The 14,571-nt window shown below is 69.5% G+C and carries 15 protein-coding genes; 8 read left to right on the forward strand and 7 right to left on the reverse strand.

The features are described 5' to 3' along the window. Positions 1 to 31 precede the first annotated feature (31 nt). Positions 32 to 508 (reverse strand): Lrp/AsnC family transcriptional regulator, encoded by a 477-nt coding sequence (locus ACTJIL_RS14855; RefSeq protein WP_440756386.1) that lies wholly within the window; start codon positions 506 to 508, stop codon positions 32 to 34. A gap of 123 nt (positions 509 to 631) precedes the next feature. On the opposite strand from ACTJIL_RS14855, the gene phhA reads away from it, so the two are divergent. The 3 genes from phhA to ACTJIL_RS14870 all read left to right on the forward strand — a co-directional run bounded on the left by phhA (position 632) and on the right by ACTJIL_RS14870 (position 3,520). Continuing rightward, positions 632 to 1,522: a phenylalanine 4-monooxygenase gene (gene phhA, locus ACTJIL_RS14860; RefSeq protein ID WP_440756387.1), complete on the forward strand. Its 891-nt coding sequence runs from the start codon at positions 632 to 634 to the stop codon at positions 1,520 to 1,522. A gap of 166 nt (positions 1,523 to 1,688) precedes the next feature. Further along, a complete protein-coding gene (locus ACTJIL_RS14865; protein ID WP_440756388.1) occupies positions 1,689 to 2,888 on the forward strand; it encodes a sensor histidine kinase in 1,200 nt (399 codons plus the stop codon). After that, positions 2,885 to 3,520, forward strand: a complete 636-nt coding sequence (locus tag ACTJIL_RS14870) for a response regulator (RefSeq protein WP_440756389.1) — start codon at positions 2,885 to 2,887, stop codon at positions 3,518 to 3,520. The genes ACTJIL_RS14865 and ACTJIL_RS14870 overlap by 4 nt, the downstream gene beginning before the upstream one ends. A gap of 115 nt (positions 3,521 to 3,635) precedes the next feature. Here the strand turns inward: ACTJIL_RS14870 and ACTJIL_RS14875 are convergent, their stop codons facing one another. Both ACTJIL_RS14875 and ACTJIL_RS14880 read right to left on the reverse strand, forming a co-directional pair. After that, positions 3,636 to 4,319 (reverse strand): helix-turn-helix transcriptional regulator, encoded by a 684-nt coding sequence (locus ACTJIL_RS14875; protein WP_440756390.1) that lies wholly within the window; start codon positions 4,317 to 4,319, stop codon positions 3,636 to 3,638. 40 nt (positions 4,320 to 4,359) lie between these two features. Beyond that, positions 4,360 to 4,734, reverse strand: a complete 375-nt coding sequence (locus ACTJIL_RS14880) for a VOC family protein (RefSeq protein ID WP_440756391.1) — start codon at positions 4,732 to 4,734, stop codon at positions 4,360 to 4,362. A gap of 140 nt (positions 4,735 to 4,874) precedes the next feature. On the opposite strand from ACTJIL_RS14880, the gene ACTJIL_RS14885 reads away from it, so the two are divergent. Next, positions 4,875 to 5,951: a class 1 fructose-bisphosphatase gene (locus ACTJIL_RS14885; protein ID WP_440756392.1), complete on the forward strand. Its 1,077-nt coding sequence runs from the start codon at positions 4,875 to 4,877 to the stop codon at positions 5,949 to 5,951. Positions 5,952 to 5,990: 39 nt separating this feature from the next. Here ACTJIL_RS14885 and ACTJIL_RS14890 read toward each other — a convergent pair whose 3' ends face one another. Next, on the reverse strand, positions 5,991 to 6,377 hold the full coding sequence (locus ACTJIL_RS14890) for a YchJ family protein (RefSeq protein WP_440756393.1): 387 nt from the start codon (positions 6,375 to 6,377) through the stop codon (positions 5,991 to 5,993). A 148-nt stretch (positions 6,378 to 6,525) separates the two neighbouring features. On the opposite strand from ACTJIL_RS14890, the gene ACTJIL_RS14895 reads away from it, so the two are divergent. After that, entirely contained in the window at positions 6,526 to 7,236 is a 711-nt protein-coding gene (locus ACTJIL_RS14895; protein ID WP_440756394.1) for a UPF0149 family protein, read from the forward strand. Positions 7,237 to 7,342: 106 nt separating this feature from the next. Here ACTJIL_RS14895 and ACTJIL_RS14900 read toward each other — a convergent pair whose 3' ends face one another. After that, a complete protein-coding gene (locus ACTJIL_RS14900; RefSeq protein ID WP_440756395.1) occupies positions 7,343 to 7,783 on the reverse strand; it encodes a response regulator in 441 nt (146 codons plus the stop codon). Beyond that, entirely contained in the window at positions 7,780 to 8,922 is a 1,143-nt protein-coding gene (locus tag ACTJIL_RS14905; protein WP_440756396.1) for a sensor histidine kinase, read from the reverse strand. The genes ACTJIL_RS14900 and ACTJIL_RS14905 overlap by 4 nt, the downstream gene beginning before the upstream one ends. Before the next feature lie 91 nt (positions 8,923 to 9,013). Between ACTJIL_RS14905 and ACTJIL_RS14910 the strand changes: the two genes are divergently transcribed. Beyond that, complete coding sequence (locus tag ACTJIL_RS14910; protein WP_440756397.1) at positions 9,014 to 10,813, forward strand: SLC13 family permease; 1,800 nt, start codon at positions 9,014 to 9,016, stop codon at positions 10,811 to 10,813. A gap of 748 nt (positions 10,814 to 11,561) precedes the next feature. Here ACTJIL_RS14910 and ACTJIL_RS14915 read toward each other — a convergent pair. Then, positions 11,562 to 12,659, reverse strand: coding sequence for a PA0069 family radical SAM protein (locus tag ACTJIL_RS14915; RefSeq protein WP_440756638.1), 1,098 nt, complete (start codon positions 12,657 to 12,659; stop codon positions 11,562 to 11,564). Between the two features lie 101 nt (positions 12,660 to 12,760). Between ACTJIL_RS14915 and cls the strand changes: the two genes are divergently transcribed. Both cls and ACTJIL_RS14925 read left to right on the forward strand, forming a co-directional pair. Then, positions 12,761 to 14,206 (forward strand): cardiolipin synthase, encoded by a 1,446-nt coding sequence (gene cls / locus ACTJIL_RS14920; RefSeq protein ID WP_440756398.1) that lies wholly within the window; start codon positions 12,761 to 12,763, stop codon positions 14,204 to 14,206. 95 nt (positions 14,207 to 14,301) lie between these two features. Then, positions 14,302 to 14,559, forward strand: a complete 258-nt coding sequence (locus tag ACTJIL_RS14925; RefSeq protein WP_440756399.1) for a hypothetical protein — start codon at positions 14,302 to 14,304, stop codon at positions 14,557 to 14,559. Positions 14,560 to 14,571 lie beyond the last annotated feature (12 nt).

Below are 14,571 nucleotides of genomic sequence, written 5' to 3' on the forward strand. Positions count from 1 at the left end.
TCATGCACCGATGCCGGCGAACGCCGGCAACTCACGCCGCTGGCAGCGGCATCCCCCGGAACGCCTTCACCGTGCGCAGCACGAAGCTGGAATTGACGTCGGCGACGCCGGCCTGGGCGAGCAGGTGGTCGAGCAGGAAGCGGGAGAAGTGCTCGAGGTCGCGGACGGCGACCTGCAGCAGGTAGTCCATGTCGCCGGTAAGCGCGTGGCAGGCGACGACCTCGTCCCATTCGTTGACGAAGCGGGCGAAGGCGGCAACGGATTCGGCGTCGTGGTGGTTGAGCTGGACGCGGACGAAGGCCTGCAGCGCGAGGCCGAGGCGGTCGGGCTCGACCTCTGCGTGGTAGCCGGCGATCACGCCGTCGCGCTCCAGGCGCTGCACCCGGCGCAGGCAGGCCGAGGGCGACAGGTGCACCCGTTCTGCGAGTTCGGCGTTGGTTTGGCGCCCGCTGCGCTGCAGTTCGGCGAGCAGCTGGAGGTCGGTGCGGTCGAGTTCGGTGGCGGCCATTGGATGCGTCTTTCGTTAATTAAACGCAAGAATCGTGCGCCAACTCAGGCATGAAGCGCAACTTTGCAATCCTGTTGCGCCATTCCGCGGTTAGAGTTTGAAGTCGTCTCCCGGAGCGCCGCCATGTCCGCCACCCCCCGCCGCGTCGAGAACCTGCACACCGACAAGGGCAAGGTGCCGGTCTATGCCACCGGCATCGTTGAACAGCCCTGGGACGACTATTCGGCCGACGACCACGCGACCTGGGCGACGCTGTACGCGCGCCAGCGCGAGGTGCTGGCCGGCCGCGCCAGCGACGAATTCATCCAGGCGCAGGACGCGATGGGCATGACGCCCGACCGCATCCCGAAGTTCTCCGACCTCAACGAGGTACTGCGCGATGCCACCGGCTGGACCCTGATCGGCGTCGAGGGACTGCTGCCCGAGCTGGATTTCTTCGACCACCTCGCCAACCGCCGCTTCCCGGTCACGTGGTGGATCCGCAAGCCCGAACAGATCGACTACATCGAGGAACCGGACCTGTTCCACGACCTGTTCGGCCACGTGCCGCTGCTGATGAATCCGGTGTTCGGCGACTACATGCAGGCCTACGGCCGCGGCGGGGTCAAGGCGCATGGCATCGGCCCCGACGCGCTGCAGAACCTGACCCGACTGTACTGGTACACGGTGGAGTTCGGCCTGATCAAACAGAAGGACGGGCTGCGCATCTACGGCAGCGGCATCGTCTCGTCAAAGGGCGAGTCGATCCATTCGCTGGAATCCGGTGCCCCCAACCGCATCGGCTTCGACCTCGAGCGCATCATGCGCACCCGCTACCGCATCGACACCTACCAGAAGACCTATTTCGTGATCGACAGCTTCGAGCAGCTGATGGAAGCGACCGCGCCGGACTTCACGCCGATCTACGCGCGCCTGGCGCAGCAGGATTCGATCCCGGCCGGCACGGTGCTCGACAGCGACAAGGTCTATCAGCGCGGCAGCGGTGAAGGCTGGAGCGACGACGGCGACGTGTAGGGCCTCCTGGCGCGTCCGCGCACTTTGCGCACGCTGCGGCAGGATCCCTCGCTGCACGCGGGATGACAGCAAGAGCAGGACTCCGCAAGTCCGTTGACAGCTTCATCCGGCGCCGCCGCTGCGCGGCCGCGCCGTGCCGTCGTCATTTCCCGACCTGCCGGAAGTCATGACTTGCGTTACGCGCATTGCAGCCGCAACGCGCACCCCGCAGCATGCAGGCATGCGCTTCCCGCCCTTCATCCTGCATCCAGCGCTGCGGCCGCTGATGCACACGCTGGTGGTCGCCGGCGTCGTCACCTGGCTGGCGGTGGCGCTGTCGCTGCATTTCCTCAGCCCGGCCCATGTGGTGCTGGGCTGGAGCCTGTTGCTGCTGTTCCTGGCTGTTTTCCTCGCCGAGATCCTGCTGCGCGAGGGCCATGCGGCGCTGCGCGCATGCCTGCTGCTGTTCGAACCTGCACTGGCGCTGGCGCTGATGTGGCTGGATCCGCAGCCCGGTGCGGCGCAGGTGCTGCTGGTGGTGTGGATCACCCAGGTGGTGACGGCGTGGTCGCCGCTGCGCGCGACGCTGGTCGTGCTCGCGGCCGATGTCGCGATGTACCTGGTCTTCGTCGCCCATGGCCACGCCAGCCCGATGGTGGTGACGCTGCTCAACGTCGGCTTCCAGATCTTCGCCGCGCTGTGCGCCCATTACGCGCACAGCGCCGGACAGGCGCGCGATCGCCTGGCGCGGGTCAATGCCGACCTGCTGGCCACGCGCGCGCTGCTCGCCGACAGCGCGCGCAATGCCGAACGCGTGCGGGTGGCGCGCGAACTGCACGACGTCGCCGGCCACAAGCTCACCGCGATGACGTTGAACCTGCGCGCGCTGGCCGCCGATCCGCTGCTGGCCGGGCGCGAGGAAGTGCGCGTGTCACAGCAGCTGGCGCGCGAGCTGCTCGGCGACCTGCGCGGCGTGGTGCAGGCGCTGCGCGACGCGCGCGGGCTGGACCTGGCCACCGCGCTGCGTGCGCTGGCCGCACCGTTGCCGCGTCCGTCGCTGCGGCTGGCGATCGATGACGACGTGCAGGTCACCAGCCCGGCGGTGGCCGAGGCGATCCTGCGGCTGGTGCAGGAAGCGCTGACCAACAGCGCCCGCCACGCCGATGCCGACGTGGTGCAGGTGCGCCTGGCGCGCGACGGCGACGCGATCATGGTCCACATCGAGGACGACGGCCGCCTGCGCGGTGCGATCGTCGAGGGCAATGGCTTGGCCGGCATGCGCGAACGCATCGACGCGCTGCATGGCGAACTCCGCCTCGGCACCGGCGTGCGCGGTGCGCTGCGCATCGACGCGCGGCTGCCATCGCCGCGGGAGGCAACGCCGTGACCGCGCCGCTGCGGGTGGCACTGGCCGACGACCAGGCGCTGGTCCGCGCGGGCCTGCGCGCGCTACTGGAGAACCTTGGCATCGTCGTCGCCTTCGAGGTGGACGATGGCGGCGCGCTGCTCGCCCAGGTAGCGCGGACGCCGGTCGACGCGATCCTCAGCGACATCCGCATGCCCGGCATGGACGGCATCGCGATGCTGCACAAGCTGCGCGAACGCGGCGACGCGACCCCGGTGCTGCTGCTGACCACCTTCGATGACGATGACTTGCCGCTGCGCGCGGCCGAGGCCGGCGCGCAGGGCTTCCTGCTCAAGGACGCCGCGCCCGAGGACCTGCGCGAAGCAATCATCCGCGTCGCCGCCGGCGACTCGCTACTGCAACCGGTGAGCACCGATCCGGTGCGCGCCCGGTTCCGTTTCCGCGACGATGCGTCGCCGGTCGACACCTTCAGCGAGCGCGAGGTGGCGATCCTGCGGCTGCTCGCCGGCGGCTACTCGAACAAGGAGATCGCACGCTCGCTGTTCCTGGCCGAAGGCACGGTGAAGAATTACGTGTCGGTGATCCTGGACAAGCTCGGCACCCGCGACCGCACCCGCGCGGTGCTCAAGGCGATCACGCTGCGGGTGATCTGAGGGCGGGGGGCGAAATTGGCGGGAGATTCCGGCACTCCGCTGACCATCATCCTGCGGCTCTCAACAGACGCATGTCTGGTCAAGCGGGAATAACGACGGTTGTGTGCGCCAGGACTCAGCAGGGGTCGGCCGCGCGCAGGTAGGCCTCCAGGCCGCGCGCGGGATCGTCGTCGAAGCTGCGGCCGGTGTCGTGGATCGCCGCGATGCGGTCGGGGCGGAAGTTGCGGAAGTCCGCGCGCAGCCGGCACCACGCGCCCAGCGTCCACACGCCGCCCCAGAACGCCAGGCACAGCGGCTCGACCTCGCGCGCGGTGATCCGGCCGTCGACGTCGCGGTAGTCGAGCTGCAGCAGCGCGCGCGATTCGATCGCGGCGTGCAGGCGGTCGACCGGCCCGCGTGCCTCGTGGCGGCCCGGGATCACCGGCGCGAAGATGCGGGTGCGACGGCTGCGCTCGCGCAGGTCCGGCGGCAGCACCGCCTCGATCTTCAGCAGCGCGGCGCGCGCGGCCACGCCGAGCCGCTCGCCGCCGAACGCGCGCACGAAGCGCGTGCCCACCACCAGCGCCTCGAGTTCAGCGGCGTTGAACATCAGCGGCGGGATGTCGGCGCCCTTGCGCAGCATGTAGCCCACGCCGGCCTCGCCCTCGATCGGCACCCCGGACACCTGCAGGTCGGCGACGTCGCGATAGATCGTGCGCAGCGACACGCCCAGCGTCTCGGCCAGGCTGCGCGCGGGCAGCGCTGCCCGGCGCCCGCGCAGGGCGTGGATGATCAGGAACAGGCGGTCGGCGCGGCGCATGCGGCATCATGATCCCCGATCAGCAGCGGGCGGCGAAACCTCACTGCCGCGACCACAGGCCGACGCGGTTGCCTTCGCTGTCCAGGAACTGCGCGAACACGCCGAGCCCGTCGCGCAGCGGAGTGCGCGGGATCACGACCTCGCCGGCGCCGCGGGCCACGCGCTCGAGCACCGGCGCCACGTCGTCGACCGACAGGCAGATCGTGGTGCCGGTGGTGGACGGTGCCATCCGCGGGTGCGCCATCAGCGCCCCGGAGGCGTGGGGCTTGCCGGCGTAGGGGAAGACGGCCAGCTCGCCTTCGCCGATTTGCTCACGGGCAAGCGTGGTGTCGAGGATGCCTTCGTAGAAGGCCTGGGCGCGGTCAAGGTCGGCCACCGGGATCTCGAACCAGGCCGGGACGTTGGGGTTGAGCATTGCGCTGTCTCCTGCGGTCGGCGTGCATGTCGCACCGGGACAGGTTGCGCGCCCGCTGCTGACAGCATGGCGTCAGCACACGGACAAAAGCACGGCGGACAAATGAGACAATGGCGGCCTCGACACAGAGGATCTCCGACATGCCGCACGCGGCTTCTCCTGCACCCTCCCCTGCACCTTCGGCCACGCACCGCTCGCTGACCCGCTTCCTGATCGAGGAGCAGCGTGCCGGGCACCTGAACCCCGAGCTGCGGTTGCTGATCGAAGTGGTCGCGCGCGCCTGCAAGCGCATCTCGGTGGCGGTCGGCAAGGGCGCGCTGGGCGGCGTGCTCGGCGATGCGGTCGCGGCGGGCGGCGACGGCGCCAGCATCAACGTGCAGGGCGAGGCGCAGAAGAAGCTCGACGTGCTCAGCAACGAGATCCTGCTCGAAGCCAACGCCTGGGGCGGGCACCTCGCCGGCCTGGCGTCCGAGGAAATGGACCATAGCCAGCCGATCCCCGACGCCTACCCGCGCGGCAACTACCTGCTGCTGTTCGATCCGCTCGACGGCAGCAGCAACATCGACGTCAACGTCAGCGTCGGGACGATCTTCTCGGTGCTGCGCAGCCCGGAGGGCGTGGCCGAGGTCGGCGACCAGCACTTCCTGCAGGCGGGCCGCGACCAGGTCGCCGCCGGTTACTGCATCTACGGGCCCAGCACGATGCTGGTCCTGACCCTGGGCCATGGGACGCACGCGTTCACGCTCGATCGCGAGCAGGGCTCGTTCGTGCTGACCCAGCGCGGCATGCGGATTCCCGAGGAGACGAAGGAGTTCGCGATCAACATGTCCAACCAGCGCCACTGGGAGGCGCCGATGCAGGATTACGTGCGCGACCTGCTGGCCGGCAAGGAAGGGCCGCGCGGCAAGGACTTCAACATGCGCTGGATCGCCTCGATGGTGGCCGACGTGCATCGCCTGCTCACCCGCGGCGGGATCTTCATCTACCCGTGGGACCGCAAGGACCCGTCCAAGGCCGGCAAGCTGCGGCTGATGTACGAGGCCAACCCGATGTCGATGCTGGTCGAACAGGCCGGCGGCGCAGCCACCAACGGCCGCGCGCGCCTGCTCGACGTCGCGCCCGAACAGCTGCACCAGCGGGTGCCGGTGTTCCTGGGCTCGAAGCGGGAGGTGGAGGAAGCCACCCGCTACCACCGCGAGCACGACGCAAGGCAATAGTTTCCTGGACCGGCTCCCGTAGGAGGGCTTGCGGGCGCATCAGCGTTCCCGGAACTCGCCATCGACGTAGTACCAGCGCTCGCCCTCGCGCACGAAGCGGCTGACCTCGTGCAGCCGCACCGCGGCAGCACCGCCGACCCGGTATCGGGCCACGAATTCGACCACCGCCGCATTCGGGCCGGATTGTTCGTGCCGCTTCACCGACAGGCCCAGCCAGCGCACGCCATCGTCGGGTTCGATCGCCGCCGGACGAGTGGACGGATGCCAGCTGGCGAGCAGGTAATCGCGCGCGCCGCGCACATAGGCGCAGTAGCGCGAACGCATCAGCTGCTCGGCGGTCTGCGCCATGGCGGTGCCCGCGAGCAGCGGGCCGCAGCAGCTGGCGAAAGCGAGGCCAGAACCGCAGGGGCAGGCGGTGGTGGACATGTCCGGGATCTCCTCCAAGGCCCATGCGCCATTATCGATGAAGCCGGCTCTTCCGCCGCCGCGCGCCCTGCCCCGGTCGCCCGCCCCCCGGTCACCCCGGGCCCGCCCACGCCTGCACGAAACGGGCTCGCCACATTACGATGCACCCATGACCACATTCCCGCCTTTGCAGGACGACCGCATCGAACAGCTCGCCGGGCTGCTGGAGCGCCGCGCCGTGCCGTTCGGCGGACTCGGCCTGGAAGCACTGGATGGATTCTTTTCCGCGCTGGCGGTGGGGCCCGACGCGATTCCCGACGCCGAATGGCAGGCGGTGGTCTGGGGCGGGCGGGCGCCGCGCTGGAACGACGACGCGGAGGCAGCGGAAGTCGCCGCGCTGCTGGCCGAGGCGCGGGAGCTGGCGCTGCAGCGCGCCTGCCACGACGGCGACGTGCTGCCCGACCGGCTGACGCCGCTGCTGTGGCTCCCGGAGGATCCCGACGCCCCGCACCCGGATGAACTCGACGCCGGCAGCGACTGGGCCGAGGGTTTCCTGCGCGCGGTCGACCTGCGCGAAGCGGCGTGGGACGCCTGGCTGGACGAGGACGAGTGGATCGCCGCGATCCTCGGCCTGCTCGACCAGCTCGCCAGCGGCGAAGTGCTCGACGACGACAACCCGGCCGCGCCGTCGACACCGCTGACCTGGCGCGAGCGCATCGACACCATCGCCGCGCTGCCGGGCATGCTGGCCGACCTGCAGCACCACCGCATCGCCATGCTCACCCCGCGCGTGCCGCTGCGGCGGGCGGAAACCCCGGAGCGCAATGCGCCCTGCTCCTGCGGCAGCGGGCGCAAGTTCAAGAAGTGCTGCGGGGCGTAGAGCCACGGGCAACCTTCCCGCAGGAGCGGCTTCGGCCGCGAACTCTTGATCACCGGGTGAAACGAAAAGGCTCGCGGCTGAAGCCGCTCCCGCAAGATTCCGGGGTTCAGCCGCCTTCGCGCGGGTGGTTGAGCACCAGCCAGTACAGGCCGACCTGCTTGACCGCCCACACGAACTGTTCGAAATCCACCGGCTTGCGGATGTAGCTGTTCACGCCGAGCGCGTAGCTGGCCTCGACGTCGAACGGCTCGGTGCTGGTGGTCAGCACCACCACCGGCAGGGCGCGCGTCTTCTCGTTGGCGCGGATCGCCTGCAGCACCTCGCGGCCGTCGACCTTGGGCAGGTTGAGGTCGAGCAGCACGATCGAGGGCAGGTCGTCGGGGTCGCGGTGCGCGTACTGGCCACGCGCGAACAGGTAGTCGAGCGCCTCGGCGCCGTCGCCGACCACGGCCAGGTTGTTGGCGACCTTGGCCTCGGCGAAGGCGATGCGCGTGAGCTCGACATCGTCCGGATTGTCCTCGACCAGCAGGATCTCTTTCTGGCTCATGCCGGGTCCCCGGTATCCGGCACGGCCGGCAATTCAACGAAAAAGGTACTTCCGGCGTCGGGCTCGGACTGCGCCCAGACGCGGCCGCCGTGGCGTTCGGCGATGCAGCGCACGATGGCCAGGCCGATGCCGTTGCCGGCGGCCTGCTCCGGCCCATGCAGGCGCTGGAACGGCTCGAACAGCTTGTCAGCATAACGCATGTCGAATCCGCAGCCGTGGTCGCGCATGCGCACCACGAGGCGTTCGCCGCGACGTTCGCCGTCTATCTCCACGCGCACGCGATCGCGGTCGCGCGAGAACTTCCAGGCGTTGTCCAGCAGCTGCCCCACCAGCTGGCGCAACAGGCGTTCGTCGCCCAGCACCTGCAGGCCGGGCTGCACGTCGATCCGCGCCTCGCGCCCGGGGTCGGCGTCGGCGCGTTCGGCGTGGGCCCAGTCGACCAGCAGGCCGAGGTCGACCGGTGTCGCGTGCAGCTCCGCGCGCTGCGCCCGCGACAGTTCGAGCAGCGAATCGATCAGGGTTGCCATGCGTCCGCTGGCGGCGCGGATCCGCGCGATGTAGTCGTGCGCGGTGTCGTCGAGGTCGCCGTCCAGGTGGCTGGCGAGCAGTGCCGAGAAGCTGTCGATCGCGCGCAGCGGGGCGCGCAGGTCGTGAGAGACGCCGTGCGCGAACGACGCCTGCAGCCGGTTCAGCGCCGCCAGCGCGGTTTCGGTTTCGGCCAGCCGCTGCGCAATCGCGTCGGCGTCGGTGCCCGCGTCGGGCGCGGCGCCGGCCGCGAACGCGTGCATGACCAGCGCGCGCACGCGGCCGCTGGCATCGCGCATCGGTGCGACCTCGATGCGCGCGCGGATCTCATGGCCGTCCGCGTGCACGAACACCATCGTCAGCCGCTGCGGTGTGCCCGTGCTCGCGGCAAGCGCGTCGCGAACCGCCTCCACGTCGCGCGCGGCCACCGCCGCAGTGATCCGTTCGCCGGCCAGCCGCGCGGCGGGACGGCCCAGCAGGCGCTCGAAGGCGGGATTGGCCTCCAGCCAGCGCCCTTCCGGGTCGAGGATGGCCATGCCGCTGGCAGATGACGCCATCGCGAGGCGAAAGACCTCCTCACCCAGGGTGTCGTTGGGGGTCTGCGCGCTCGCCATTGCCGGATCCTGCATCCTGTGAAGAAGGTATCAAGCCGGCGTCTCGGCGGGGTGTAGACACCGTGAAGGCCCGGGCAGGCAGAATGCGCCAATGGCCTTGGACCAGATCCTGTTCCTGCTCATCCTCGCCGGCGGACTCTACCTGTTCGTCAGCGAGCGCGTGCGCATCGATGTCAGCGCGATGCTGATCCTGCTGGCGCTGGTGGTGACCGGCGTGCTCGACGGCGACCAGGCGCTGTCGGGGTTCGCCAGCGAGCCGGCGATCATCGTCGCGGCGGTGTTCGTGATTTCCGGCGGCCTGGCGGCGACCGGCATCACCGAGCACATCGGCCAGTGGATCGGCCGCGCGTCGGGCAAGAGCGAGGGTCGCGCGATCGCGGTGACGATGCCGGCGGTGGCGGCGATGGCATCGTTCACCCACCACGTGATGGTCACCGCGATGATGCTGCCGATCCTCACCCGCTTCGCCAAGGCGAACGGGTTGTCGGCGTCGCGTCTGCTGATGCCGATGTCGTTCGCCGCCTCGCTCGGCACCTGCCTGACGCTGGTCAGCGCACCGGCATTCCTGCTCGCCGACAACCTGCTCGAGCGCTCCGGCGAAACCGGCCTGGACATCTTCTCGATCACGCCGATCGGGCTGGCGCTGGTGGTGTTCGGCGTGGCCTACATGCTGCTGGCGCGCTGGATCCTGCCCAAGCGCACCGGCAAGTCCGGCGACGACGAATACCTGCGCCTGGACCGCTACCGCACCGAACTGCTGGTGGTGAAGGACTCGCGCTGGAACACCCGTCCGCTGGGCGAGCTGCAGAAGGCGCTGGGCGACAAGTTCCGCCTGGTCGGCTGGCTGCGCGACGACAAGTTGCGCAGCGACCTGGGCAAGGGCAATCCCCTGCTCAGCGGCGACGTGCTACTGGTGGAGGCATCGGCCGATGCGCTGGCGTCGCTGCACGACGATCCGGGGATCATGCTCGCGCCGGTCGCGCGCTACGGCGGCAAGGCCGATGACGGCGAGGCGCAGCTGGTACAGGCGGTGATCGGCCCGGGTTCGGAATTCATCGGCCGCAGCATCCGCGAGCTGGAGTTCTCGCGCCAGGTCCAGGCGGTGATCGCCGGGCTGTGGCGCCGCGACGGCGGAATCGCGCAGCGGCTGTCCGACGCACGCCTGCGCGAAGGCGACCTGCTGGTGCTGTGGGGCAAGCCCGGCGACTTCGCCGACCTCGCCACGCATCACGGCTTCCTGATGCTGGTGCCGTTCGCCGGCGAGGCCAAGCGCCGCGTGCGCGCGCCGCTGGCGCTGGCGATCCTCGGCGCCACCGTGCTGGCGGCGGCTACCGGCTGGCTGCCGGCGCCGATGGCATTCCTGTTCGGCGCGGTGGCGATGGTCGCGCTGCGCTGCGTGGAGATCGGCCAGGCCTACCGCAGCATCGACGTGCGCGTGTACGTGATGATCGCCGGCGTCATTCCGCTGGGCATCGCGATGGAGCAGAGCGGCACCGCGAAGCTGCTCGCCGACGCCCTGCTGCCGCTGGTGCATGACTGGCCGACGCTGCCGATCCTGCTGGTGATGTTCACCGCGGCTGCGCTGTTGACCCAGATTCTCTCCGACTCGGCAACGACGGTGCTGCTCGGTCCGATCGCTGTGGCGCTGGCCGAGTCGCTCGGGCTGCCGTCGACGCCGTTCGTGGTCTGCACCGCGCTGGGCGCGGTGGTGGCGTTCCTGACCCCGATCGGGCACCACGGCAACCTGCTGATCCTCGGCCCCGGCCAGTACCGGTTCTCCGATTTCATCAAGATCGGTGCGCCGCTGACGGTGCTGCTCGCGCTGGTGTGCGCGTGGATGACGCGCTGGCTGTGGCTGGGCGGGCCGCTGCTGCCGTTCGCGGGCGGTTGATCGCGTGCTGGCCGCGGTTCGATGCTGCGCATCGGCCTTTTAGCTCGTAGGAGCGACTTCAGTCGCGAGCTCTTCTGTGGTTATGGCTGGCGGCAAGTTCATCGCCCCGTTGCCACTTCGCTTCTTCGCTTCTTCGCTTCTGAAGATCGTGACGGGACATGGCTGTTCGCAGACCCGGAGGGCGCCGCACAGGACGTGCGGCGTTTTTCTACGGGGCAGGATGCCCCTTAGAAAAATCCCTGCGTCAACGAATTGCCCGGTTAGCTCTGTACGGGGAAGCGTTTTTCTTTGCTTCCGTTTCTTTGACTCGCGCCATCCATGGCGCTCGCCCCTTCGGGGCCAGCTTCACTGTTCGCGCGCGCTCCTGCGCGCGCAGTGACGCTTATCAAAAGAAATGAAGTCGCCGAAGGCGAAAGCTTCTGGCCTTGGCTATCGATCTTTGCCTCGCTTTTTCCCGGAAGAGTCTGCAAAAAAATCCAAGGATCAAGAGCGTTTCGGCCGCTGCGCGGCCGAGTTCATTTCTTTGATAAGCGTCAAAGAAACGAACCAAAGAAAACGCTTTCCCGTACACACCTCCCGCAGCGACGCTGGGTTGCGCAGGGATTTTTCTAATCGGCTTCCTGCCTCATAGAAAAACGGCGCACATCCATGTGCGCCGCCCTCCGGATCTGCGGAGATGCGGTGTGGATTCATTGACCCAGAAAGAGCAGAGGCAGAGGCAGCAACAGCCGGACGGATCGCGCTTTCCTCAGAACAACTCACCTTGCGGTGACGGCTTGCGCGGCGCAACGAACTGCGCGGTGTCCAGCGGCGGCAGGCGGCCGAAACCCAGCCGCCGGTGCGCCCTGGCGAAGCGCGCGGCGATCAGGTCGGCGAATGGCCCCTCGCCGCGCATGCGCTTGCCGAATTCCGCGTCGTAGTCCTTGCCGCCGCGCATCTGCCGGACCAGGCTCATCACGTGCGCGGCGCGCTCTGGATAGTGCAGCTGCAGCCATTCGCGCCAGATGTCCTTGAGCTCGTGCGGCAGGCGCAGCAGCACGTGGCCGGCGGACTGCGCGCCGGCGGCGCGCGCGGCTTCGAGGATGGCTTCCAGCTCGCGGTCGGTGATCATCGGGATCACCGGTGCGACCAGCACCCCGGTTGGGACGCCCGCCTCGGACAGCGCACGGATCGCCTTGAGCCGCGTGTGCGGTGCGGAGGCGCGCGGTTCCATCTTCGCCGCGAGGCGGTTGTCGAGCGTGGTGACCGACAGGTACACGCTGGCCAGGCCGCGCTGCGCCATCGGCGCGAGCAGGTCGAGGTCGCGCAGGACCAGCGCGCTCTTGGTGACGATGCTGACCGGATGGTGGCATTCGGCAAGCACTTCCAGCAGCGCGCGGGTGACGCGGTAGCGGCGCTCGATCGGCTGGTAGCCATCGGTGTTGATGCCCAGGGCGATCGCGTTGCAGCGGTAACCGGGTTTCGCCAGTTCGATCCGCAGCTGTTCGGCGGCATTGGTCTTGGCGTACAGGCGGGTCTCGAAATCCAGCCCCGGCGACAGGTCGAGGTAGGCATGTGACGGACGCGCGAAGCAGTAGACGCAGCCGTGCTCGCAGCCACGGTACGGATTGACCGACTGGCTGAAGCCGACGTCCGGCGACTGGTTGCGGCTGATGACGCTGCGCGCGCGCTCTTCGGTCACGCGGGTGTCGGGGTGCGACGGCGGGTCGTCGTCGGCGCCGGCAGCGTCGGACAGGTCCCAGGTCGAGCCCCAACCGTCGTCCTCGCTGCGCGCCACGCGTTTTTCGAAACGTCCGCTCACGTAGGACGCGGCGCCGCGCCCCCTGGGCGCACCGTGGACCGCCAGCTTCACGTTGCCATCGTCACGCATCCGCTTAGGCTAGCGAACCAGCGTCGCAGCGACCGCGACATCGCGCCGCCTGCCGCCGTGGCTAAGGAACCCACTGCATGTTCGATTCACTGCACGCCGCCTGGCAGGCGTTCATCGCCATCCCGCACCTGCGCCTCTACGTGGCCGCGGTCTGGATCGCCTACCTGGTCTGGCTGGGCGGCTGGATCGTCCTGCAGAAGCGCGAGCCGGTGGCGACGCTGAGCTGGCTGCTGGGGCTGGCGGCGCTGCCGGTGGTCGGCTTCCTGGTCTACCAGGTGTTCGGGCCGCAGAAGATCAAGCGTCATCGCCTGCGCCGCAGCGGCAGCCGGATGCCGCGCGAGGATGCCGACCTGGAGGGTGCGCACGACGATGCGGCAGAGCTGGCGCGGCTGGGCGCGGCGACGACCGGGCTGCCGCCGTCGACGGCGCATTCGGTACGGCTGCTGGTCGATGGCGCGGCCACCTACGCCGCCCTGCTCGAGGCCATCCGCGACGCCCGCGAGCACATCCATCTCGAGTACTACATCTGCCAGCCCGACAGCACCGGCAACGCCCTGCTCGAAGCGCTGGTCGAACGCGCGCGCGCCGGGGTCAAGGTGCGGCTGCTGCTCGACGCCGTCGGTTCGGCCAAGGCGACCAAGCATTTCTTCGGTCCGCTGCTGGCCGCTGGCGGCGAGTTCGCCTGGTTCCATCCCGCGCGCTTCGGCCGGATCTGGACGCGCACCTGGGTCAACATGCGCACCCACCGCAAGATCGTGGTGATCGACGGCCGCATCGGCTTCACCGGGGGCATCAACATCACCGACGACGAGAACGACTCGCTGCGCGACGATGCCTTCCGCGACCTGCACCTGCGGATCGATGGCGACGCGGTGCGGGCGCTGCAGGTGGTGTTCGTCGAGGACTGGATGTACGCCACCCGCAGCCGCGCGCTGCTGGCGGAGCTGACGCGCAACCCGCTTCCGCGCCGCCCCGGCACCGTCTCGACCCAGGTGCTGCCGTCCGGCCCGGATTCGTCGTGGGAGTCGATCCACCGCCTGCACGTGTCCGCGATCCATGCCGCGCGCGAGCGGGTGTGGCTGTCGACGCCGTACTTCGTGCCCGGCGAAGCGGCGACCATGGCGCTGACCTCGGCCGCGCTCGGCGGGCTCGACGTGCGACTGATGGTGCCGCGGCGCAGCGACAGCCTGCTGGTGACGCTGGCCGCACGCTCGTACTTCGACGACCTGCTCGCCGCGGGCGTGAAGGTGTACGAGTACGGGCCGCGCATGCTGCATACCAAGGCGCTGCTGGTCGACGACGCGTTTGCGCTGATCGGTTCGGCGAACTTCGACAACCGCAGCTTCCGGCTCAACTTCGAGCTCTCGGTGCTGTTCCACGACACCGCGATCGCGGCGGAGCTGGCGGCGCTGTTCGAGCACGACCTCGCGAACGCGCCACGGGTGCGTGACGACCGCCAGCGGCCGCTGCTGCGCGCTCGCCTGCCCGAGGCACTGGCGCGGCTGGGCTCGCCGCTGCTGTGAGCCGACGAGTGCGCGCGGTCACGCGCCCGGCGGCGCCCCGGCGGCCACGTCCGGGCGGTTAGACTGTCGGCGTTTCCACGGCCGAGGGACGGCGCATGGTCTGGCTCTACCTGCTGTTGGCGCTGGCTGCATTCGCGGTGGCGCTGAAGTCGACATCGATCGCGCTGTCGGTGATCTGCCTGCTGGCGGCGCTGGGCTTTGTGCTGGCCACCGTGCTGGGCCTGCTGGCGCGCCGCATCGGCAGCCAGAGCCGCGACGAAAGCCTGATCCTGGATCCCGCCGAGCTCCGCCGCCTGCGCGAACAGGCCCAGGCCCGCCGGGCCGCCGCCGGCAGCGAACCCCCGGCAGCGTAAGCGGCCGCCGCA

It is taken from the genome of Luteimonas sp. 22616 (genome assembly GCF_052044325.1).
Classification (GTDB): domain Bacteria; phylum Pseudomonadota; class Gammaproteobacteria; order Xanthomonadales; family Xanthomonadaceae; genus Luteimonas.